The sequence below is a fragment of the Variovorax sp. V93 genome (assembly GCF_041154485.1).
GTDB lineage: Bacteria > Pseudomonadota > Gammaproteobacteria > Burkholderiales > Burkholderiaceae_C > Variovorax > Variovorax beijingensis_A.
The window spans coordinates 3,446,755-3,469,006 of sequence record NZ_AP028669.1 but is presented as its reverse complement, the minus strand read 5'-3'; the positions used below and the strand labels follow the sequence as shown (position 1 = coordinate 3,469,006).

Below are 22,252 nucleotides of genomic sequence, written 5' to 3'. Positions count from 1 at the left end.
CGGCGAGATCAGGCCACTGCCGCGATCGACCGGGCCAGGTTGGCGCGAGCCCGAGTCTCCAGCAGCGCGTGCATCCGCGGCGTGGCGTAGATCGCCTCCCGCGCGAGGAAGCGCTGCAGGATCGCGCGGCGGCGCGGCAGGCGCACTTCGTCGGGCACGAACGCATATTCGGCATGCACCTGCCGTTCGTACTCGTCGAAGCGCGCGGGGTCCGCGCCGAGGATCGACAGGTCGATGTCGATCAGCAGTTCGGCATCGCGGCCCTCGGGCACGGCATCGTGCCGCGTGGCCATCACGAGCGCATGCACGCGGTCGGCCGCGTCGGCCGGCGCGCCGGCCGAGAGGATGGCGCCGCGCGCCCATTCAGCGCTGCGGGCCTCGTTGTCGTGCGCATGCACGTCGTAGACCGCGTCATGGAACCAGAGCGCGAGCGCCACTTCGCCGGGGCGTTCGGCCAGTTCCTTCTCGCGCTCGAACCAGGCCAGGCATTCGCCGAGATGCTGCAGCGTGTGATAGTGGCGCTGCGGCTCGCCGTAGCGGCACTGCAGTTCGATGCACAGCGCCTCGTCGGCAGCGGCCACGCCCAGCGCGCGCCAGGCGGCATTCCAGTTGTCCCGCAGTGCCTCGGGTGCCATCGGGCTATTGCTCCATGGCGGCCTTGACCTCCTGGCCGAGGTCGAGCACCGACATCGCGTAGTAGCTGCTCCAGTTGTAGCGCGTGATCACGTAGAAGTTGCGCGTGCCGGCCACATAGCTTGGCGGCGCATCGGCGCCGTTCTGCAGTTCGATCAGCGCGAGCAGGCCCTTGTGGCGCAGGCCCTCGCCTTCAGGGACCGCACCGGCCGCCACGAAGCTGTCGGTGCTGAAGCTCGGCAGGATGTCGGGCGCCAGCAGCAGCGCCTTCTGGAGGCGGGCCTCCTCGAAATGCACGGGGTAGGTGGCGGGCATCCCGGGCGTCCAGCCAAAGGCCTTGAAGTAGTTGGCCACCGAGCCGATCACGTCGGCGGGGTTGTCGACCAGGTCGATGCGGCCGTCGCCGTCGAAGTCGACCGCGTACTTGGCGATGCTGCTGGGCATGAACTGCGGCATGCCCATGGCGCCCGCATAGCTGCCCACGGGCCGCAGCGGGTTGTCCGAAGTGCGGCTTTCGGTGCTCAGGAAGCTCTCGAGCTCGCCGCGGAAGAAGGTCTCTCGCTCGGCCGCGCGCGGATGGGCCTGCGGGAAGTCGAACGACAGCGTGGCCAGTGCATCGATCACGCGGAAGTTGCCCATGTTGCGGCCGTAGATGGTTTCCACGCCGATGATGCCCACGATGATCTCGGCCGGCACGCCGTACATCGCCTCCGCGCGCGCGAGCGTGTCGGCATTGTTGCGCCAGAAGCGCACGCCGGCGGCAATGCGCGTCGCGTCGATGAAGCGGCTGCGGTAGGCCTGCCAGTTCTTCACCGTGCCGGCCGGGCCCGGCAGCATCAGGCGCGGCACGTTCGGCAAGAAGCGCGCGCTGCCGATGGTGGCGCGCACCCATTCGCGGTCGAGGCCGCGGCGCTCGGCCACCTCGTCGGCAAAGCGCATGGCGTCCTCGCGCGTGGCGTAGGGCATGCTGCCGGCCACGGTTTTCACGCTGCGGGCGCTGGGGGCTTTCTGGGCCTGCGCCCCCATGGACCCTGCGCAGCAGGCGGCGAGGAGGGCAACGGCGGCGGCGCGGCGCGGCGTGGGAAGAAGAAATCGCATGGCGCTGATTGTGCCGTCCGCGCGAGCCTGCCTCGGCGGGACGCACGCGGCATCAGCGGGCAGCGGAGGGCGCGGCGGGCCAGTCCAGGCGCCGGAACTCGGCCCGCAGGGCCGCGAGCGAAGCCGGCGAGGCCTGTGCGTAGCGCTGGGCCTCGAGCTTCAGCAGCCATTCGCCCACCGCCTGCGCCGCGGGGCCGAAGCGGGCCTCGGCCTGGGCGGCCATCTGGCGCGGCGGTGCCGTGCCGGACACCTCGAGGCCGGCCTTGGCGAGGCGCGCGCGCGCCTGGCCGAGCAGGCGCAGCCACGGGTCGTGCTGGCTGCGCTCCCACAGGGCCCATGCCGCGCCGGCAAGGCTCGCGCCCACCAGCAGGTAGAGCAGCACGTAGGCCAGGTCCTCGAGGCTGGGCGCGTTGAAGCCGATGCTCTTGAGCAGGTTGAGCTGCCGGCTCTGCGTGTAGTTGAGCACCCACTGGTTCCAGCCGTTGTTCACCGCTTCCCAGGCGGCGCGCAGGTTCTGCGCCAGCGTGGGGCTCATCGCGCCGATGGCGCCGGCGAACAGGCCCGGCTGCGGCACGAGCCGCTGCTGCTGGCCGACCCGGCCCGGCGACACCGCGCCCGTGGGATCGACGCGCACCCAGCCCACGCCGTCCTCCCAGACCTCGGCCCAGGCGTGCGCGTCGCTCTGGCGCAGCACCCAGTAGTTGTCGACGCCGTTGAGTTCGCCGCCCTGGTAGCCGGTCACGATGCGCGCCGGAATGCCTGCTCCGCGCATCAGCACCACGAAGGCCGAGGCAATGTGCTCGCAGAAGCCTTCCTTGCGGTCGAACCAGAACTCGTCGGCCGTGTCGTTGCCATAGACGCCGGGCTCCAGCGTGTAGCTGTAGCCACCGGTGCGCAGCCGCTGCAATGCGGCGCGGATGAAGGCCTGCGTGCCGCCGCTGGCCAGCGCGGGCTGGGCGCGCATTTCCGCGGCGAGGGCGGCGGTGCGCGGGTTCGATCCGGGCGGCAGCGCGAGATAGGGCCGCAGCGCGGCCGTCTGCCGCATGGGGCCACTGTGGAACTGCGTGTAGCTCTCGGCGCGGTAGCGCACGAGGTCGGCGATGGGGCGGTTCGCCACCCATTGCAGGTCGGGTGTGCCCGTGACTTCGAAGCCGGGCGCCTGCGGCGCGGCGGGCGCCGCATCGAGCGTGAGCAGCCAGGGGCGGTGGTTGGGTTCGAGCGTGACCTCGTAGCGCACCGGTTGGCCGCTGGTGCGCAGGTTGCCCGATGGCGGCGCGCCGCGCGCCCAGGACGGCAGCGCCGTCCATTCGCGCCCGTCGAACTGCGCGAGCACCGGGCCGCGGAAGTACAGCTGATTCTGGGGCGGCGCGCGGTTGTCCTCGAACTTGATGCGCGCCGCAATGCTGTCGTCGAGCGCCAGTTCGGCGATCGCGCCCACGCGCATGGTGTTCGACAGGCCCGTGCGCCCGGCCATCGCATCGGCGGGCGTGCCCCATAGCGGCGCGAAGCGCGGAAACAGCAGGAACAGCGCGAGCATGATCGGCGCGCCCGCCAGGGCCATCCAGCTGGCAGTGCGCGCCGCCTGCATCAGCGGCGGCTTGCCCACCGGCATGTGCGCATTGACCAGCGCGGTGAGCAGGCCCAGCAGCGCCAGCAGCATGGTGACCGCGGTCATCAGCGACTGCGAATAGAAGAAGTTCGTGAGCATCGCGAAGAAGCCCAGGAAGAAGATGACGAAGGCGTCGCGGCGCGCGCGCAGCTCCAGCGTCTTGAGCGCGAGCAGGATCACGACCAGCGTGACCCCGGCATCGCGTCCCAGCAGCGTGCGGTGGGTGGCGAAGGTGGCGGCCAGCGCCAGCACCAGCAGGCCCACGCGCGCCCACTTGCCCGGCAGCGGACGGGCCTCCACGGCGAGCGTGCTGCGCCACACCAGCACCATCGCCGTGATGGCGGTGCACCACCAGGGCAGGTTCGCGGCCTGCGGCAGCACGATGAGCGCGATCACCGCGAGCAGGAACAGCGTGTCCCGGGCGTCCCTTGGCAGCGCGGAGATTTCCCGCATGAACTTGTTCATGGGCGCGGCTCCAAATTCAACATAGCGCCAGCGCCTCCAGGCAAGCCCTTCGGTGGGCTTCTCCCTGCGAGGGCTGCACCACGCGCGCGGCCACGCGGATGCCGTAGTCCACGCCCAGCCGGTCGGCCATCAGCACCCAGGCACAGAGCCGCGAGAGCCGGGCCTCGGTGTCGGCCAGCTGGGCGGCCTGGGCGTCGAGCCACAGCTCCTCGCGCTGCGTCTGCTGCGTGTCGCGGCTCACCAGGTCTTCCGAGCCGGTGGCTTGCGCGCGGGCCGCCTTCTTCCAGACCACGAGCTTGAGCGGGTCGCCGCGCCGGTAGGCCCTGAGGCCGTCGTACTCGCCGGCGGCCTGGGCGCGCAGCGCGGCCGAGGTGGCGGCCGGGCCCGACAGCGGCTCGCCCGGCGGCAGCGGCGGCGGATGCGCCTCGGGCGCCGGATAGACCAGCATCTTCGCGGCCGGCCGCCACACCGTCCAGACGCGGAAGGTGCCCAGTGGAAAGCGCGTTTCGGCGGTGAGCGCAGGCACCGGGTGGAGCCCGCGCCGCTCGGGCTTGAATGCGATCTCGACCGTGGCGCTGCCTTCGGCCGGAACGTCGGTCCAGGCCCACTGGCCGCTGCCGCGCACGGCCATGCCGATGCCGTAGCGCACGCTGCGCCGCGTGTTGTGCAGCACCACGCGAAAGACCGCGGCGGCGCCTGCGTAGTGCGCCTCGGGCGGCATCATGTGCATGGCCAGGCCGCGCAGCGTGGCGTGGCTCACGTGCATGCCCACGGCCACGCTGCCCGCGAGCAGGAAGGTCAGCAGGTAGCCGAGGTTGAGCTGGTAGTTGATCGACGCGATCAAGAGCACCAGCAGCGTCGCGCCCAGCGTCCAGCCGGCGCGCGTGGGCACGATGTAGACGTTGCGCTGGGTGAGCTCCAGCGTGTCCGAAGGCGGCCGGCGCGACAGGAACCAGCCGTCGATGCGCGAGCGTAGCGACGCGATCATCGGTGGCCGGAAGGCGTGCTCGTTTTCACGGCAGCGGCACGTCCGCAATCATTGCGCGCACCTGCTCCACGGCACCGCGGCCCGCGTCGCCCACCGGGGTGAGGCGGTGCGCAATGGTCTGCGGCAGGATCGACTGCACGTCGTCCGGTGCCACGTAGTTTCGGTTGGCCAGCAGCGCCTGCGCCTTGGCGGCGCGCAGCACGGCGATGCCGGCGCGCGGCGAGAGGCCCTGCAGGAACCAGCGGCCGGAACGCGTGGCGGCGATCAGGTCCTGCACGTAGTTCAGCAGCGGCTCGGCCGCATGCACCTGCTGCACGCGCTGCTGCAGCGCGGTCAGCTCGCCGGCGGTCAGCATGGCGGGCAGGGTGGCCAGCATTTCGCGGCGGTCGGCGCCCGAGAGCAGCTCGCGTTCCGCGGCGCGGTCGGGGTAGCCCAGCGAGATGCGCATGAGGAAGCGGTCGAGCTGCGATTCGGGCAGCGCGAAAGTGCCGAGCTGGTCCTGCGGGTTCTGCGTGGCAATCACGAAGAAGGGCGTGGGCAGCGGCCGCGTCTCGCCCTCGATGGTGACCTGCTTTTCTTCCATGGCTTCGAGCAGCGCGCTTTGCGTCTTGGGGCTCGCGCGGTTGATCTCGTCGGCCAGCAGCACCTGCGCGAAGATCGGCCCGGGGTGGAACACGAAGGCCTGCTGGCCGCGGTCGTAGATGGCCACGCCCGACAGGTCGCCCGGCATCAGGTCGGCGGTGAACTGCACCCGGGAAAACTGCAGCCCGAAGGTGTGCGACAACGCATGGGCGAGGGTGGTCTTGCCGACCCCCGGCACATCCTCGATCAGCAGGTGACCGCCCGCGAGCAGGCAGGCCACGCAGTCGCGTACCTGGGGCTCCTTGCCCACGATCACCGTGTTAAGCTGACTCAGCAAAGTGGCAAGCTTCGCAGCAACGTCCATATTTGTATCCATATGCAAACGATACCGTAAGACTGCGCGGCCCCATGCCGTGTGAGGTCTAGATACGACAGAGACACGGCAAACACATGGGCAAGACCGGCTACTTCACACATCGCGATTGCTGGAAGCACGACATGGGCCGGGGCCATCCCGAATGTCCCGAGCGGCTCGACGCCATCGAGGACAGGCTGCTGCTCACCGGCGTGGGCGACGCGCTCGAACACCGCGACGTGCCGCTGGCCACCCTGGCCCAGATCACGCGCGCGCACAGCGAGGCGCACCTCGAACATCTCGAATCGCTGCACCAGCGCCTGGTGGCCGACGAGCCGGCCGGCGGACCCCGGCATGCGCAGCTCGACCCCGACACCATTCTGAACCGCTTCACGCTGCTGGCCGCGCGCCGCGCCGCGGGCGCCGCCATTGCCGCCACCGATGCGGTGATGGCGGGCGAGATCGAGAACGCGTTCTGCTCGGTGCGCCCGCCCGGACACCATGCCTGCCGCGAGCAGGCCATGGGCTTTTGCTTCCTCAACAACGTGGCCATTGCGGCGCGGCATGCGCTCGAGGTGCACGGGCTGGAGCGCGTGGCCATCGTCGACTTCGACGTGCACCACGGCAACGGCACCGAGAACATTTTGTCGAACGATCCGCGCGTGCTGATGGTGGGCTTCTTCCAGCATCCGTTCTATCCGTACAGCGGCACCGAGCACCCGGCCTCGAACATGCTGAACCTGCCGATCCCGGCCTACACCAGGGGCATGGACGTGCGCGAGCTGATCGAGGCTGCCTGGATGCCCCGGCTCGAAGAATTCGCGCCGCAGATGGTCTTCGTGAGCGCGGGCTTCGACGCCCACCGCGAGGACGACCTGGGCCAGCTGGGCCTCACCGAGAGCGACTTCGCCTGGATCACGGGCCGCATCCGCGATGTCGCCCGGCGCCATGCGCAGGGGCGCATCGTCTCGATGCTCGAAGGAGGCTACAACCTGGACGCCCTGGCGCGCAGCGTCGAAGCCCATGTCCGTGTCCTTGCCGACCTGTAGAGCCGCCGGCGCGAACGCCGCGCCCTGTTTTTCCAAGAGATGAATTTCAACGATTTCACACAACGCCTGGGCCAGGTCGACGCGCGCGGCCTGGGCATCGAGCTGGCGGCACTGGTCGCCTGCGTGGTCATCGCCTGGGTCGTCACCCGCTGGTTCGGGCGCGACCAGCCGAAGGATTCCATCTGGTTCGGCGAGCGCACCTTCGATGGGCTTTTGTTCCCGCTGCTGGCACTGGTCTTCGCCGAACTGGCCCGGCGCCTGGTGAGCGGCTACCAGCCCGTGCTGGTGTTGCGCATCGGCGTGTCGGTGTTCCTGTCGCTGGCGGTCATCCGGCTGTTCGCGCGCGTGATGCGGGCGGTCTTTCCCGCCTCCAACCTGGTCCGGCTGCTGGAGCGCACGATCTCGTGGCTGGCGTGGATCGGTGCCATCCTCTGGATCGTCGGGCTGCTGCCGCCGGTGCTGGCCGAGCTCGACGACATCACGCTGGCCTTCGGCAAGACGCGCGTCAGCCTGCAGACCATCTTCCAGGGCGTGCTGTCCGCCGGGCTGGTGCTGGTGATCGCGCTGTGGATCGCCGCCACCATCGAAAAGCGCATCCTGCGCGAAGCCGTGACCGACCTCTCGATGCGCAAGGTGGCGTCGAACGCGGTGCGCGCCTTCCTGCTGCTGGTCGGCCTGCTGTTCGCGCTGTCGGCGGTGGGGGTCGACCTCACGGCGCTCTCGGTGCTGGGCGGCGCGCTGGGCGTGGGCCTGGGTTTCGGGTTGCAGAAGCTGGCCGCCAACTACGTGAGCGGCTTCGTGATTCTGCTGGAGCGTTCCATCCGCATCGGCGACAACGTCAAGGTCGACACCTTCGAGGGCCGCATCACCGACATCAAGACCCGCTACACGCTCATCCGCGCGGGCAACGGGCGCGAGGCCATCGTGCCGAACGAGTCGCTGATCACCAGCCGGGTCGAGAACCTCTCGATGGCGGACCGCAAGTTCAACATCACGACCAGCATCGTGGTGGGCTACGACAGCGACGTGGCGCAGGTGCAGGGCATCCTGTGCGAGGCGGCCAAGGCCCAGGCGCGCGTGATCACCGATCCGGCGCCCGTGGCCTTCCTGATGAACTTCGCGCCCGACGGACTGGAGTTCACGCTGAACTTCTGGGTCGCCGACCCCGACAAGGGCAAGGACAACCTGCGCTCGGCCATCAACATCGCCATTCTCGAAGGCCTGCGCAGCGCGGGCGTGGACATTCCGTATCCGCAGCGCGTGCTGCGGGTGGAGTCGCTGCCGCCGGGCGTTTCCGCAGCGCGCGGCCCTGCCGTATAATCACGAAAAAGCACGGTCGTTCTTTTTTGTTGCACCACGATACCAGTCGCCATGGGCGCAGGTGCGGCAAAGGCCGGACCCTAAAATGACCGGCTGCCCTCGAAGCCCCCTTTTTGCAATCCCAATGGAGTCAAGTCAATGAAGGTTCTAGTGCCTGTCAAACGGGTCGTCGATTACAACGTCAAGGTGCGCGTGAAGAGCGACGGCACCGGAGTGGACATTGCCAACGTCAAGATGAGCATGAACCCCTTCGACGAGATCGCCGTTGAAGAAGCGGTTCGCCTGAAGGAAAAGGGCGTCGTGACCGAAGTGATCGCCGTCTCCTGCGGCGATGCCAAGTGCCAGGAGACGCTGCGCACCGCCATGGCCATCGGCGCCGACCGCGGCATCCTGGTGGAAACCTCCGAGGAGCTGCAGCCCCTGGCCGTGGCCAAGCTGCTCAAGGCCCTGGTCGACAAGGAACAGCCCCAACTGATCATCCTCGGCAAGCAGGCCATCGACGACGACGCCAATCAAACGGGCCAGATGCTCGCCGCGCTGGCCGACCTGCCGCAAGCCACCTTCGCCTCCAAGGTCGAAGTCGCCGACGGCAAGGCCACCGTCACGCGCGAAGTCGACGGCGGCCTGGAGACCATCACGCTCAGCCTGCCGGCCGTCATCACGACCGACCTGCGCCTGAACGAGCCGCGCTACGTGACCCTGCCCAACATCATGAAGGCCAAGAAGAAGCAGCTCGACACCTTCAAGCCCGAGGACCTGGGCGTGGACGTCAAGCCCCGCCTGAAGACCCTCAAGGTCAGCGAGCCGCCCAAGCGCGGCGCCGGCATCAAGGTGCCCGACGTCGCCACCCTGGTGGACAAGCTCAAGAACGAAGCCAAAGTGATCTGAGGAAGACAACGACATGACCGCACTAGTTATTGCCGAACACGACCACGCGACCGTCAAGCCCGCGACCCTCAACACCGTGACCGCGGCGCTGGCCTGCGGCGGCGACGTCCACGTGCTCGTGGCCGGCGCCAACGCCGCCGAAGCCGGCAAGGCCGCCGCCCAGATCACCGGCGTGGCCAAGGTCATCGTGGCCGACAGCCCGAGCCTGGCCGAGAACCTGGCCGAGAACGTCGCCGCCCAGGTGCTGGCTTTACAAGGAAGTGGGGCCGGCAACTACAGCCACATCCTGTTCCCCTCGACCGCCAACGGCAAGAATGTCGCGCCGCGCGTGGCCGCCAAGCTCGACGTGGCGCAGATCAGCGACATCACGCTGGTGATCAGCCCCGACACCTTCGAGCGCCCGATCTACGCCGGCAACGCGATTGCCACCGTGCAGAGCGCCGATGCCACCAAGGTGATCACCGTGCGCACCACCGGCTTCGATGCCGCCGCCGCCACGGGTGGCAGCGCAAGCGTTGAAACGGCCGAAGGCGTGGCCGACAGCGGCAAGAGCACTTTTCTGGGCCGTGAAGTCACCAAGAGCGACCGCCCCGAACTCACCGCCGCCAAGATCATCGTCTCCGGTGGCCGGGCCCTGGGCAGCGCCGAGAAGTTCACCGAGGTGATGACGCCGCTGGCCGACAAGCTCAACGCCGGCCTGGGCGCGAGCCGCGCCGCCGTGGACGCGGGCTACGCCCCGAACGACTGGCAAGTGGGCCAGACCGGCAAGATCGTCGCGCCGCAGCTGTACATCGCCTGCGGCATCTCGGGGGCGATCCAGCACCTGGCCGGCATGAAGGACTCCAAGGTGATCGTGGCGATCAACAAGGACGAGGAAGCGCCGATCTTCTCGGTGGCCGACTACGGCCTCGTGGCCGACCTGTTCACGGCCGTGCCCGAACTGGTGAAGGCGCTCTGACGCGATTGCCGCATTGAGCCGGAGGGCATCGTTCGCGATGCCCTTTTCGTATCCGCTGTATCTGGAGACAAGAGATGAGCTACACCGCCCCCCTCAAGGACATGCTGTTCGACATCGAGCACCTGGCCAACATCGGCGAGATCGCCAGGCTGCCGGGCTTCGAGGACGCCGGCCTCGAAACCGCACAGGCCGTGCTCGAGGAATGCGCGCGCTTCAACCAGGACGTGGTGGCGCCGCTGAACATCGAGGGCGACCGCAACCCCTCGTCCTTCAAGGACGGCCAGGTCACGACCACGCCGGGCTTCAAGGAAGCCTTCGCGCAGTACGTGTCGGGTGGCTGGCAAGGCCTTCAGCATCCGGCGGATTTCGGCGGCCAGGGCCTGCCCAAGACCATCGGCGCGGCCTGCGGCGAGATGCTCAATTCGGCCAACATGAGCTTCGCGCTGTGCCCGCTTTTGAGCGACGGCGCCATCGAGGCGCTGCTCACGGCCGGCTCCGACGAACTCAAGGCGGTGTACCTGGAGAAGCTCGTGAGCGGCCAGTGGACCGGCACCATGAACCTCACCGAGCCGCAGGCCGGCAGCGACCTGGCGCTGGTGCGCAGCCGCGCCGAACCGCAGCCCGACGGCACCTACAAGGTCTTCGGCACCAAGATCTTCATCACCTACGGTGAGCACGACATGGCCGAGAACATCGTGCACCTGGTGCTCGCACGCGTCACCGGCGCGCCCGAAGGCGTGAAGGGCATCAGCCTGTTCGTGGTGCCGAAGTTCCTCGTGAACAAGGACGGTCGCTTAAGCGAACGCAACGACGTGCACTGCGTGAGCATCGAGCACAAGATGGGCATCAAGGCCTCGCCGACCGCCGTGCTGCAGTATGGCGACCACGGCGGTGCCGTCGGGTATCTCGTCGGCCAGGAAAATCGTGGCCTCGAGTACATGTTCATCATGATGAACTCGGCCCGCTACGCCGTGGGCATGCAGGGCATCGCGATTGCCGAACGCGCCTACCAGCACGCCGTGGCCTACGCGAAAGACCGCGTGCAGAGCCGCCCCGTCGACGGGTCGATGAACGCGAGCGCGCCCATCATCCACCACCCCGACGTCAAGCGCATGCTGATGACCATGCGCGCCTACACCGAAGGCTGCCGCGCCATGGCCTCGGTGGCCGCCGCCGCCTACGACGCTGCGCACCACCATCCCGATGCCGAGGCGCGCAAGCAGAACCAGGCCTTCTACGAATTCATGGTGCCGCTGGTCAAGGGCTACAGCACCGAGATGAGCCTCGAAGTGACCTCGCTCGGCGTGCAGGTGCATGGCGGCATGGGCTTCATCGAGGAGACCGGTGCGGCGCAGTACTACCGCGACGCCAAGATCCTCACGATCTACGAAGGCACCACCGCGATCCAGGCCAACGACCTCGTGGGCCGCAAGACGGCGCGCGACGGCGGCCAGACCGCCAGGGCCATTGCGGCGCAGATCGAGAAGACCGAAGCCGAGCTTGCCAAGAGCGACAGCAGCGCGGCCGCGGCGGCGGTGCTCAAGCGCCTGAAGGCCGCGCGCGAGGCTTTTGTGGAAGTGGTGGATTTCGTGGCGGGCCAGACCAAGGCCTCGCCCAACGCGGTGTTCGCAGGCAGCGTGCCCTACCTGATGCTCGCGGGCAACCTCGTGGCCGGCTGGCAGCTGGCGCGCTCGCTGATCATTGCAGAGGACCTTGCGTCGCACAACGTCGACGTGGATTTCATGCAGGCCAAGATCGCGACCGCGCGTTTCTATGCCGAGCACATCCTCGCCAAGGCGCCCGGGCTGCGCGACAGCATCGTCGATGGCGCGGAAAGCGTGACGGCGCTGGCGCTCGACGCCTTCTGATGACCCAAGGCCCCGTGTCGCCCACCTGACGGGCGATGCAGGCCTTCCTCTTATATAAAACCGAACCCCATTCCCGGAGACGACATGTCGAAGCTGCCCCCCGTGCTCGCCAACCTGCCGCTGCCCATCATCGGCTCGCCGCTGTTCATCATCAGCAACCCCAAGCTCGTGATCGCGCAATGCAAGGCCGGCGTGGTCGGCTCGATGCCGGCGCTCAACGCCCGCCCCGCGGCCCAGCTCGAAGACTGGCTGGCCGAGATCACCGAGGAACTCGCGGCCTACAACAAGGCCAATCCGGACAAGCCCGCCGCGCCCTTCGCCATCAACCAGATCGTGCACAAGAGCAACGACCGGCTCGAGCACGACATGGAGATGGTCGTGAAGTACAAGGTGCCGATCGTCATCACCTCGCTGGGCGCGCGCACCGACGTGAACGATGCGGTGCACAGCTACGGCGGCGTCACGCTGCACGACATCATCAACAACAAGTTCGCGCAGAAGGCGATCGAGAAGGGCGCCGACGGCATCATTGCCGTGGCGGCCGGCGCCGGCGGCCATGCGGGCGTGAAGAGCCCGTTCGCGCTGGTGCAGGAAATCCGCCAGTGGTTCGACGGCCCCATTGCGCTGTCGGGCTCCATCGCCACCGGCGGCGCGGTGCTCGCGGCGCAGGCCATGGGCGCCGACTTCGCCTACATCGGCACCGCCTTCATCGCGACCGAGGAAGCGCGCGCGAGCGACGAGTACAAGCAGGCCATCGTCGAAGGCACTTCCGACGACATCGTCTATTCCAGCCTCTTCACGGGCGTGCACGGCAACTACCTGGCGCCCAGCATCGTCAAGGCCGGCATGGACCCGGCCAACCTGCCCGAAGGCGACGTCAAGACCATGAACTTCGGCGGCGGCGAGGGCAGCAAGGCCAAGGCCTGGAAAGACATCTGGGGCTCGGGCCAGGGCATCGGCGCCGTGACCGAAGTGGCAAGCGCGGCCGCGTTCATCGAAAAGCTCAAGCGCGAATACCAGGAAGCAAGGCAGCGGCTCGCACTTTGAACGGCGCGCGCAACCCGGCGCCTGCCGCGGAGCCCGCGCAGCGCGGGCGGATGCCGCTGCTCGACATCGCCAAGGGCGTCGCTTGCGCGGTGATCGTCGGGCACCACCTGTCGCGCTACGGCACGATGCCGGTGGGCGCCTTCCTGCTGGCACCGGGCCTGCTGGGCTGGCTGGCCGATGACGGCCGGCTCGCGGTGCAGGTCTTCCTGGTGATTGCCGGCTTTCTTGCGGCTTCCAGCCTGGCACCCGACGGCTTGCTGCGCGTGGAGCGGCCGATGGCGCGCATCCTGCAGCGCTACGGCCGCCTGGTCATGCCCTACCTGGCGGCGCTCACGGTGTCGGTGCTGGTGGCCGCCCTGGTGCGCCCCTGGATGGCGGGCGACGACGTGCCGGCCGCGCCGAGCATCGGCCAGTTGCTTGCGCACGGCTTGCTGATACAGGACCTGCTGGGCTACGAGGCGCTGTCCACGGGCGTCTGGTACGTGGCCATCGACTTCCAGCTGTTCGTGCTGGCGCTGGTGCTCATGGGGCTTCCCGCGATGCTGCGGCGCGCACCGGCACCGGCTGCGGCTTCGTACGAGCGCTGGATTCCGGTGGCGCTGGTGTTGTGCCTGGCCACCGCTTCGCTGCTGCTCTTCAACCGCAACGCCGATCTCGACGGTACGGGGTTCTATTTCTTCGGCGCCTACGGGCTCGGCATGCTGGCCTTCTGGATCGGACGCGCGACGCGCGCGAGCACCTGGCGCAGTGCCATCGTGCTGCTCGCGCTGACCGGCGCGGGCGCGCTCGCGGTCGACTGGCGCAGCCGCATCGCCACCGCCCTGGTGAGCGCGCTGCTGATTGCCGTTGCGCAGCGGCGCGGCTGGCTCTCGCTCGGGCGCTGGCCGGATGCGGCCATGCCCTTGCAGCGGCTGGGCCGCATGTCGTATTCGCTGTTCCTGATCCATTTCCCGGTGCTGCTGGCCACCAATGCGGCGGCGGCACAGCTGGGGCCGCATCCCGCCTGGATCGATGTGCTGGGCCTGGCCGCCACCTTCGGGCTTTCGGTGGCCGCTGCGCAGTTGCTGCACCGCAGCGTCGAGCTGCGGCCCGCGTCGTGGCGCGTGGTCGCGGTGCTGTTCGCAGCCCTGCTGGTCAGCGGGATGCTCGTCTCGCTCTGACCTGAGCCGCCCGCGCTGGCAGCGCAGGGCGCGGGCGGTTTTCACTGAAATGGTTGCAAGAGGGCGCCGGAGCGGTCACGCTCCCGGCTGCTTCAGGGTTTTTCCGCCTTTGATAAGATTGCGAATATTCAGTAAATACTGAAAATACAAAATATCAAGGAATGATCAAGCATCCTCCGCCACGGCCGCCGCTGCAGTTTTCTGCACGGCCGGATGCCGCAAGCCTCGTGCAGGGCGCCGCGGCGCTCACGTGGATTCCGCAGGCGGCGTTGCTGGCCATGGCCGTGCAGGGGCTGGCCTCGGGGCAGGGGATTTCGGCGGTGCAGTGGCCGGCCTGCGGCATCCTGCTGCTCGGCGTGCTGCGGGCTGTGTGCGAGGCATGGGGCGCAAGGCGCATCTTCGGACATGCAAGGGCGCAGCTCTCGGCGCTGCGCGCCCAGACTGCCTTGGCGCTGGCGGCCGGTTCGCCGCTGGACCGCGAGCGTGCCGCATCCGGGCGCGCGGCCAGCGTTCTGGCCGAGCAGGCGGAAGCACTGGTGCCGTATCTGGTGCGTTACTGGCCGGCACGCTGGCGCGCGATGGTGGTTCCGGTCGTCATCCTGGCGGCAGTGGCCAGCCTTTCGTGGGTGGCGGCACTCGTGCTGCTGGTGGCCGCTCCGCTCATCCCGCTTTTCATGGCCATCGTCGGCTGGCGCGCCAAGGCGGCGAGCGAGGCGCAGATGGTCGAGATGGGCGGCATGAACGCCTTCCTGCTCGACCGGCTGCGCGGGCTGGCCACGCTGCGCGCGCTCGATGCGGTGGATGCCGCCGCACTGCGGCTCGGGCAGGCGGCGCAGTCGCTGCGGGAACGGACCATGGCGGTGCTGCGCATCGCCTTCCTCTCGTCGGCGGTGCTGGAGCTTTTCTCGGCGCTGGGCGTGGCCATGGTGGCGGCGTACGTCGGTTTCCATCTGCTGGGCACCTTGGGCTTCGGTGCCTGGGGAGGCCAGCTGAGCCTGGGGGAAGGGCTGTTCATCCTGCTGCTCGCGCCGGCGTTCTTCGAACCGCTGCGCGAACTCTCGGCGGTCTGGCACGACCGCGCGGCCGGCGAGGCGGCACTGCAGGCGCTCGATGCGCTGCGCGCCCGCGCATTGCCGCTGCCCGGAGCGCACGCCCCGGTCGCCAGTGCTGCGACAGGCGCGGCCCGCGCAGGCTGCGCACCCGCCATCGTGATCCGCGGCCTGCATTTCGCATGGCCGGGCGACGAGCGCCAGGTCTTCGAAGGCTTCGATCTGCGCATTGCGGCCGGCGAGCACGTGGCGCTCACGGGCGCGAGCGGCACGGGCAAGACGGCGCTGCTGTCGCTGATGGCGGGGCTGCTGCCGGCCGCGCGCGGCGAAATTTCCATCGGCGGCGTGCCGCTGTCCGATCGCACGGTGGGTGCGCTGCGCCAGCGCATCGCGTGGATGGGACAGAAGCCGCATGTGTTCGCGGGCTCGGTTGAATCCAACGTCGCGCTCGGGCGCGCCGGCGTGGATGTCTCGCAGGTTGCGGCCGCGATGCGCTTCGCCTCCCTCGAGACGGTGGCGCAGGCGCATCCGGGCGTGGCGCTGGGCGAGGGCGGCATCGGCCTGTCGGGCGGCGAGGCGGTGCGCCTGGCGCTGGCGCGCGTCGCGGTCCACCGGCATGCCGACCTGCTGCTGGTGGACGAGCCCACCGCCCACCTCGACACTGAAACCGCCAGCCAGGTGGCCGACGCGCTGCTGGACCTGGCGCGCGGAAAGACCCTGGTCGTTGCCACGCACGACCCGGTCCTGGCGGCGCGCATGAACCGCTCGATCTGTCTCGACGCCGATGCCTTGGAGCGCGCCGCATGAGCCCGCGAAGCGACTGGCGCGACCTCCGGCTGGTGCTGCGGCCGTTCCTCGCCACGCAGCCCCGCGCGCTGCTGTGGGGCGGCCTGCTGGCGGCGGCCACGGTGCTGGCCGGCATGGCCTTGCTCGGCCTGTCGGGCTGGTTCATCACCGCGACGGCGCTGGCCGGCCTGCACGCGGCCACGGCCTTCACCTTCGACGTGTTCATGCCCTCGGCCGGCATCCGGCTGCTGGCGCTGGGACGCACCGCATCGCGCTACGGCGAGCGCCTGGTCACGCACGATGCGACCTTCGGCGTGCTCGCGGCATTGCGCGTGCGCCTGTTCCGCGGCTGGGCACGCCCCGGCGCGGCGCTCGAACTGGCGATGCGGCCGTCGCGGCTGCTGTTCCGGCTGACCTCCGACATCGATGCGCTGGAGTCGCTCTACCTGCGGCTGCTCGTGCCCGCCGCCGCGGCACTGGGCGCGGCGCTGCTCGCGGGTGCGGTGCTCGGGTTCATGCGCGTCGGCGTGGGGCTCGTGCTGCTGCTGTGGCTGGTGGCCGTCGGCTGGGGCATGGCGCTGTTCATCGCGCGGCGCGCCCGGCGCCCGGCGGTGCGCCGCGCACATGGCATCGAGGCGCTGCGGGCGCGCACCGTCGACCTCGTCGCGGGCCAGACCGACCTGGTGATGGCGGGGCGTGCCGATGCCCAGCGCGAAGCGTTGATGAATGCGGATACGCACCTGGCCAAGGCCGACCTCGCGCTGAACAGGCTCGAGACTTCGGCCGGCGCGGCCTACGGGGTGGCCGGCACGCTGACGCTGGTGGGCGTGCTGCTGGCGGTGGGCGCGCTCGCGGGCGAGGGCGCCATCGGCGCACCTGCCGCTGCGCTCGGGCTGCTCGTGGCCCTGACGGCCACGGAGCCTTTCGCGGCCCTGCGGCGCGGTGCGCTCGATGCCGGCCGCACCTGGCTCGCGGTCCGGCGCCTTGCGCCGCGCATGGCGCCGGACGAGGCGTGGCCAGGCGTCGTCGCCGTCGAACCCGGAGTGCCTCGCGCGGTGAGCCTGGTCCACCTGAACGCGGCGCATGCCGGCAGCAGCATCCCTGCGCTGAGCGATGTCTCGCTGGCCATTGCCCCGGGCGAACGGGTGGCGCTGATCGGCGCGAGCGGCGCGGGCAAGTCGACGCTGCTTTCGGTGATTGCCGGAGAAATCGCGCCGCGGGCCGGCATCGCGAGTGCACAGCCCTCATGCCTCCTGACCCAGCGCACCGAACTTTTCCAGGACAGCCTGCGCGACAACCTCCGGCTCGCCGATCCCACCGCGGACGACGCCCGCCTCCGGGCCGCCTTGCAATCCGCCGGCCTTGCCGGCGATGTGGGTTCCTTCCCTGCCGGCCTCGATACCGCGCTGGGTGAAGGCGGCCTGGGCCTGTCGGGTGGGCAGTCGCGCCGGCTCGCACTGGCGCGGCTGCTGCTGCGCCCGGTGCCGCTCTGGCTGCTCGACGAGCCCACCGAGGCGCTGGACGCGGCCATTGCGCACGACGTGCTGCGGCGCCTGTGCGCGCAGGCCGGTTCGCGCACGCTGCTGATCGCCACGCACCTGCGGCGCGAGGCCGCGCTGGCCGACCGCCTGGTGTGCATGCGGCAGGGGCGCATCGTTGCCGAACTGCGGCGCGGCAGCTCCGCCTTCGACACCGCGCTGAACGCGCTGCGGCCCGACTGAACCGACCGAAGCCAAAGACCGAAACAGGGAATACAAAGGAAGCCACCCCATGGACCTCGACATCGTTGCGCTATCGCGCCTGCAGTTCGCCGCCACGGCGCTCTACCACTTCTTGTTCGTGCCGCTGACGCTCGGGCTGTCGATCATTCTCGCAATCATGGAAACCGTCTACGTGATGACGGGCCGCGTGATCTGGCGCGACATGACCAAGTTCTGGGGCGTGCTGTTCGGCATCAACTTTGCGATGGGCGTGGCCACCGGCGTGGTCATGGAGTTCCAGTTCGGCATGAACTGGAGCTACTACAGCCACTACGTCGGCGACATCTTCGGCGCGCCGCTGGCCATCGAGGGGCTGATGGCCTTCTTCATGGAAGCCACCTTCGTGGGCCTGTTCTTCTTCGGCTGGGACAAGCTCTCCAAGGTGGGCCACCTGATCGCCACCTGGGCCGTGGCCATCGGCTCCAACTTCTCGGCGCTGTGGATCCTCATCGCCAACGGCTGGATGCAGAACCCCGTGGGCGCGGCCTTCAATCCGCAGACCATGCGCATGGAGGTGACCGACTTCTTCGCGGTGCTGACCAATCCGGTGGCGCAGGCCAAGTTCGTGCACACCGTGTCGGCGGGCTATGTGTGCGCGGCGGTGTTCGTGCTGGGCGTGTCGGCCTGGTACGTGCTCAAGGGCCGCCACCTCGAATTGGCCAAGCGCTCGATGACGGTGGCGGCCTCGTTCGGCCTGGCGGCGTCGCTGTCGGTGGTGGTGCTGGGCGACGAGAGCGGCTACCTGTCGACCGAACACCAGAAGATGAAGCTCGCCGCCATCGAGGCCATGTGGGAGACGCATCCCGCGCCGGCGGCCTTCACCGCCTTCGGTTTTCCCGACCAGGAATCGCGCGAGACGCACTACGCGATCCATATTCCGGCGGTGATGGGGCTGATCGGCACGCGCTCGCTCAACACCGTGATCCCCGGCATCGACGAGCTCGTGAAGCGCGCCGAGACGCGCATCCGCGAAGGCATCAAGGCCTACGACGCGCTGCAGCAGATCCGGTCCGCCGGCAGCACCCAGACCGTGACGCAGGGCGTGCGCGACACCTTCGAGAACGGCGGCGCCGACATGGGCTATGCGCTGCTGCTCAAGCGCTATGTCGACGATCCGCGCAACGCAACCCCCGAACAGATCACCAAGGCCGCATGGGACACCGTGCCGCAGGTGGCGCCGCTCTTCTGGCTGTTCCGGATCATGGTGGGCATCGGCGTGCTGCTGATCGTGCTGACGGCCACCTTCTTCGTGCTTTCGACGCGGCGCCGGCTCGACAGCCACCGCTGGCTGCTGAGGATCGCAGTGCTTGCCATACCGCTGCCGTGGATCGCCATCGAGTCCGGCTGGCTGGTGGCGGAGTTCGGCCGCCAGCCGTGGGTGATCGAAGGCGTGTTGCCGACCGCGGTCGCCGTCTCGAACCTGGGCGTGAAGACGCTGCTGCTCACGCTCGCCGGCTTCGTCGCGATCTACACCACGCTGCTGATCATCGAGATGAAGCTGATGCTCAAGGCCATCCGCAAGGGACCGGAGGCGGAGCATGCACCCGACGAGGGCGACACGCTCTCGCACATTCCGCCGGCACACGCAGGTGCCGCCGTCATTCCTTCCACCGGGAGCGCCGCATGATCCTCCACACACTTCTAGACTACGACACCCTGCGCATCATCTGGTGGCTGCTGATCGGCGTGCTGCTGGTGGGTTTCGCCGTGACCGACGGCTTCGACCTGGGCAGCGGCATGCTGCTGCCTTTCGCGGCACGCAACGACATCGAGCGCCGCGTCGTCATCAACAGCGTGGGCCCGGTGTGGGAGGGCAACCAGGTGTGGCTGATCCTCGGCGGCGGCGCGATCTTCGCGGCGTGGCCGCAGCTGTACGCCGTGTCGTTCTCGGGCTTCTACCTGGCGATGTTCGTGATTCTCACGGCGCTCATCCTGCGGCCCGTGGCCTTCAAGTTCCGCAGCAAGCGCGAGTCGCCGCAATGGCGCGCGCGCTGGGACTGGGTGCTGTTCTTCAGCGGCTTCGTGCCCGCGCTGATCTGCGGCGTGGCCGTGGGCAACGTGCTGCAGGGCGTGCCGTTCCGCTTCGGCGCGGACATGCACATCTTCTACGACGGCGGCTTCTTCGGCTTGCTGAATCCGTTCGCGATCCTGTGCGGCCTGGTGTCGGTAGCGATGCTCGTGATGCACGGCGCTGCGTGGCTGCTGCTCAAGACGGCGGGCGCAGTGGCGGAACGTGCGCGCACCTACGGCATCGTTGCCTCCGTGCTCACCGTCGCGCTGTATGCGCTGGCCGGCGTTCTGCTCGCGACGAGCATCGGCGGCTACCGAATCAGCAGCGTGGTGGACGCCGTCGGGCCGTCGAACCCGATGCTCAAGACCGCCGAGCTGCATGCCGGCGCATGGACCGCCAACTACGCGGCGCACCCGTGGACGCTGGCTGCACCGGTGCTCGGCTTCGTCGGTGCGCTGGGTGCGCTGCTCGGGCTGGTGTTGCGGCGGCCGGTGCTTGCGCTGCTGGCGGCCGCACTCGGCATCGCCGGCATCATCCTGAGCGTGGGCGCATCGATGTTCCCGTTCATCCTGCCGTCGTCGATCGACCCGCGCGCCAGCCTCACGGTGTGGGACTCGTCGTCGAGCCATCTCACGCTGTTCATCATGCTGGTGGTCACGGCCATCTTCATTCCCATCGTCGTGGCCTACACCACCTGGGTCTACCACGTGCTGTGGGGCAAGGTCGACGAACAGGCCATCCGCGACGAGAGCGGACACGCCTACTGAAAGGACGAAAAAGAGATGTGGTACTTCGCCTGGATTCTCGGCCTGCCGCTGGCAGCCGCCTTCGCCGTGCTCAACGCCATGTGGTACGAGCTCATGGACGACGACGCCATCCGCAAGGAAAAGCTCGCCACGCCCGAAGCGTCGCAGGGGCAGGAGCGGCTCTGAAACCTCTCAACCGGCAGCCGGCTTGTTCTTCTTGGGGGCGCTGCCGGTGATGCGGTCCTTGAGGCCCAGCACCTTGGTCACGGTGGCGCCCATGCCCATCAGCTGCAAGGCGGTCTCCGGTGCGAGCCGCTGCACGTCGTCGAACCACTTCATGAGCCGGTCGATCAGGTCGTGCATCTCGCGCATGCGCTCCTGCGCATGCCGCTCGGCATCGCTCGCGGGCGATTCGAGCAGCGCGTTGCGCAGCATCGAGAGCGTGGGCTCGATCTCGCGGCGGCGGCGCTCCTCGGCCAGCACGCGAAAGATCTCCCACACGTCCGCGGGCGCCTCGAAATACTCGCGCCGGTCGCCGGGGTGGTGGCGCAGGTGCACCAGCCGCCAGGCCTGCAGCTCCTTCAAGCCCATGCTCACGTTGGAGCGCGAGAACTCGAGCAGTTCGGCAATCTCGTCGGCATTGAGCGCACGTTCGGAAATGAAGATCAGCGCGTAGATCTGGCCGACGGTGCGGTTGATGCCCCACTTGCTGCCCATCTCCCCGAAGTGGGCGACGAACTGGCGGCTGAGCGGGGGAAGGGTGGCGGTGGGCATCGGCGGATTTTCGTTGCGAATTGCTGTAGCTTCAAGAAAGACTGAATCTTGCCGGGGCGCGAGGCCGACTGGGCTCAGGCGGCCCGCGTTTGCACATCCGCGAAGTGCCGCAGGTGCGCAATGAAGGTTGCGGCCGTTTCCGACAGCGGCTCGCCGATGCGCGTCAGCACGCCGAAGCCCTTGAGATCCTTGCCGATGGGCACGGGCAACACGCGCAGCAGCTTCGCGCGCACATGGTCGCGGACGACGGATTCCGGCAGGGCCCCCACGGCGTCGCTGGCCTGCAGCAATTGCAAGGTGGCGAAGACCGATGCGCATTCCACGAGATTGGCCGGCGTGCTCCGTCCTACCGAGGTGAATTCTTCTTCCATCAGTTGCCGCGCCGGGCTGGTCAGCGGCTGAAGAATCCAGGGCCAGGCCGTGAGCGCTTCGAGTGTCAGGCCGCGCTGGCGTGCGCAAGGGTGCCCGCGCCGCACCACCACCTGCATGGTCTCGTTGGCCAGCGGTGCAAAGGCAAAGGTGTTGTGCTGCTTGAGCGAGGAGAAGCGCCCGACGGCGAATTCGATCTCGTGCCGCTCGAGCAGGGCGCCGACCTGGTCGCTTGTTTCGCCGAGGATGCGGACGTTGAGGAGCGGGCGCTCGCGCTTGATCTGCGCCATCGCACGTGCAACGAGGTCGGGGGCCGCGCCCATGATCGCGCCGATGACCAGCTGTCCATGGCCGCCGCGCCGCTTGATCTCCAGGCCTTCGAGGAAGCGGGACAGGCCGGCCTGCGATTGGCGCGCGTAGGCGACGACTTCCTCGCCGAGCGGCGTGGCGCGCAGGCCCCGCGAATGTCGTTCGAACAGTGGAAACCGGAACGCCGATTCGATGTCCGCCAGCATCTTGGTGGCCGAGGGTTGCGTCACGCTGATCGCCGAGGCGGCCTGGGCGAGCACCGGGTTGTCCGCCAGAGCGGAGAGAAGCGCCCAGTGCTTCAGGCGCAGGCGATTGATGAGCCGGGGCGCGCTGTTCGGGCTGTCGATTCGATATTCCATTTTGGAAATGCTCATGCCAAATTTTCGATTGGATCGTAATGGCGACGGCTTCTAGAGTCCAGGCCATCG

Annotated in this window: 19 protein-coding genes; 12 read left to right on the top strand and 7 right to left on the bottom strand. The window is 68.8% G+C overall.

Features of this window, described 5'->3' with window-relative positions; genetic code table 11:
• Positions 1-8: 8 nt before the first annotated feature.
• Genes ACAM54_RS16455 through ACAM54_RS16435 form a run of 5 tightly spaced genes read right to left on the bottom strand, consistent with a single transcriptional unit; the run spans position 9 to position 5,739 of the window.
• Positions 9-635 (bottom strand): N-methyl-D-aspartate receptor NMDAR2C subunit, encoded by a 627-nt coding sequence (locus tag ACAM54_RS16455; protein ID WP_369648273.1) that lies wholly within the window; start codon positions 633-635, stop codon positions 9-11.
• A 4-nt stretch (positions 636-639) separates the two neighbouring features.
• Positions 640-1,731 carry a lytic murein transglycosylase B gene (gene mltB / locus ACAM54_RS16450; protein ID WP_369648272.1) on the bottom strand — a complete coding sequence of 364 codons (1,092 nt, stop codon included), beginning with the start codon at positions 1,729-1,731 and terminating at the stop codon, positions 640-642.
• Between the two features lie 52 nt (positions 1,732-1,783).
• A complete protein-coding gene (locus ACAM54_RS16445; RefSeq protein ID WP_192327162.1) occupies positions 1,784-3,805 on the bottom strand; it encodes a DUF3488 and transglutaminase-like domain-containing protein in 2,022 nt (673 codons plus the stop codon).
• 16 nt (positions 3,806-3,821) lie between these two features.
• On the bottom strand, positions 3,822-4,793 hold the full coding sequence (locus ACAM54_RS16440) for a DUF58 domain-containing protein (protein ID WP_369648271.1): 972 nt from the start codon (positions 4,791-4,793) through the stop codon (positions 3,822-3,824).
• A gap of 25 nt (positions 4,794-4,818) precedes the next feature.
• On the bottom strand, positions 4,819-5,739 hold the full coding sequence (locus ACAM54_RS16435; protein ID WP_145747315.1) for a MoxR family ATPase: 921 nt from the start codon (positions 5,737-5,739) through the stop codon (positions 4,819-4,821).
• Between the two features lie 86 nt (positions 5,740-5,825).
• Between ACAM54_RS16435 and ACAM54_RS16430 the strand changes: the two genes are divergently transcribed.
• From ACAM54_RS16430 to cydX, 12 genes are all read left to right on the top strand, one after another.
• The gene (locus ACAM54_RS16430; protein WP_369648270.1) at positions 5,826-6,779 is read left to right on the top strand and encodes a histone deacetylase family protein; all 954 of its coding nucleotides are present in this window, start codon (positions 5,826-5,828) and stop codon (positions 6,777-6,779) included.
• A gap of 39 nt (positions 6,780-6,818) precedes the next feature.
• Positions 6,819-8,099 carry a mechanosensitive ion channel family protein gene (locus tag ACAM54_RS16425; protein WP_145747317.1) on the top strand — a complete coding sequence of 427 codons (1,281 nt, stop codon included), beginning with the start codon at positions 6,819-6,821 and terminating at the stop codon, positions 8,097-8,099.
• A 138-nt stretch (positions 8,100-8,237) separates the two neighbouring features.
• The gene (locus tag ACAM54_RS16420) at positions 8,238-8,987 is read left to right on the top strand and encodes an electron transfer flavoprotein subunit beta/FixA family protein (protein WP_145747318.1); all 750 of its coding nucleotides are present in this window, start codon (positions 8,238-8,240) and stop codon (positions 8,985-8,987) included.
• Positions 8,988-9,000: 13 nt separating this feature from the next.
• Entirely contained in the window at positions 9,001-9,945 is a 945-nt protein-coding gene (locus ACAM54_RS16415; RefSeq protein WP_369648269.1) for an electron transfer flavoprotein subunit alpha/FixB family protein, read from the top strand.
• Positions 9,946-10,019: 74 nt separating this feature from the next.
• Positions 10,020-11,813: an acyl-CoA dehydrogenase gene (locus ACAM54_RS16410; RefSeq protein WP_369648268.1), complete on the top strand. Its 1,794-nt coding sequence runs from the start codon at positions 10,020-10,022 to the stop codon at positions 11,811-11,813.
• An 84-nt stretch (positions 11,814-11,897) separates the two neighbouring features.
• Complete coding sequence (locus ACAM54_RS16405) at positions 11,898-12,860, top strand: NAD(P)H-dependent flavin oxidoreductase (RefSeq protein ID WP_369648267.1); 963 nt, start codon at positions 11,898-11,900, stop codon at positions 12,858-12,860.
• A gap of 50 nt (positions 12,861-12,910) precedes the next feature.
• Positions 12,911-14,020: an acyltransferase family protein gene (locus ACAM54_RS16400; RefSeq protein WP_369650989.1), complete on the top strand. Its 1,110-nt coding sequence runs from the start codon at positions 12,911-12,913 to the stop codon at positions 14,018-14,020.
• Positions 14,021-14,181: 161 nt separating this feature from the next.
• On the top strand, positions 14,182-15,876 hold the full coding sequence (gene cydD / locus ACAM54_RS16395; protein WP_369648266.1) for a thiol reductant ABC exporter subunit CydD: 1,695 nt from the start codon (positions 14,182-14,184) through the stop codon (positions 15,874-15,876).
• Positions 15,873-17,576, top strand: a complete 1,704-nt coding sequence (locus ACAM54_RS16390) for an amino acid ABC transporter ATP-binding/permease protein (RefSeq protein WP_369648265.1) — start codon at positions 15,873-15,875, stop codon at positions 17,574-17,576. The genes cydD and ACAM54_RS16390 overlap by 4 nt, the downstream gene beginning before the upstream one ends.
• A 49-nt stretch (positions 17,577-17,625) precedes the next feature.
• Positions 17,626-19,242 carry a cytochrome ubiquinol oxidase subunit I gene (locus ACAM54_RS16385; protein ID WP_369648264.1) on the top strand — a complete coding sequence of 539 codons (1,617 nt, stop codon included), beginning with the start codon at positions 17,626-17,628 and terminating at the stop codon, positions 19,240-19,242.
• On the top strand, positions 19,239-20,393 hold the full coding sequence (gene cydB, locus ACAM54_RS16380) for a cytochrome d ubiquinol oxidase subunit II (protein WP_369648263.1): 1,155 nt from the start codon (positions 19,239-19,241) through the stop codon (positions 20,391-20,393). The genes ACAM54_RS16385 and cydB overlap by 4 nt, the downstream gene beginning before the upstream one ends.
• Positions 20,394-20,408: 15 nt before the next feature.
• Positions 20,409-20,558 carry a cytochrome bd-I oxidase subunit CydX gene (cydX, locus tag ACAM54_RS16375; RefSeq protein ID WP_369648262.1) on the top strand — a complete coding sequence of 50 codons (150 nt, stop codon included), beginning with the start codon at positions 20,409-20,411 and terminating at the stop codon, positions 20,556-20,558.
• A gap of 6 nt (positions 20,559-20,564) precedes the next feature.
• On the opposite strand, the gene ACAM54_RS16370 is transcribed toward cydX, so the two are convergent.
• On the bottom strand, positions 20,565-21,146 hold the full coding sequence (locus ACAM54_RS16370) for a GbsR/MarR family transcriptional regulator (RefSeq protein WP_369648261.1): 582 nt from the start codon (positions 21,144-21,146) through the stop codon (positions 20,565-20,567).
• Between the two features lie 74 nt (positions 21,147-21,220).
• Complete coding sequence (locus tag ACAM54_RS16365; RefSeq protein WP_369650988.1) at positions 21,221-22,183, bottom strand: LysR family transcriptional regulator; 963 nt, start codon at positions 22,181-22,183, stop codon at positions 21,221-21,223.
• Positions 22,184-22,252 lie beyond the last annotated feature (69 nt).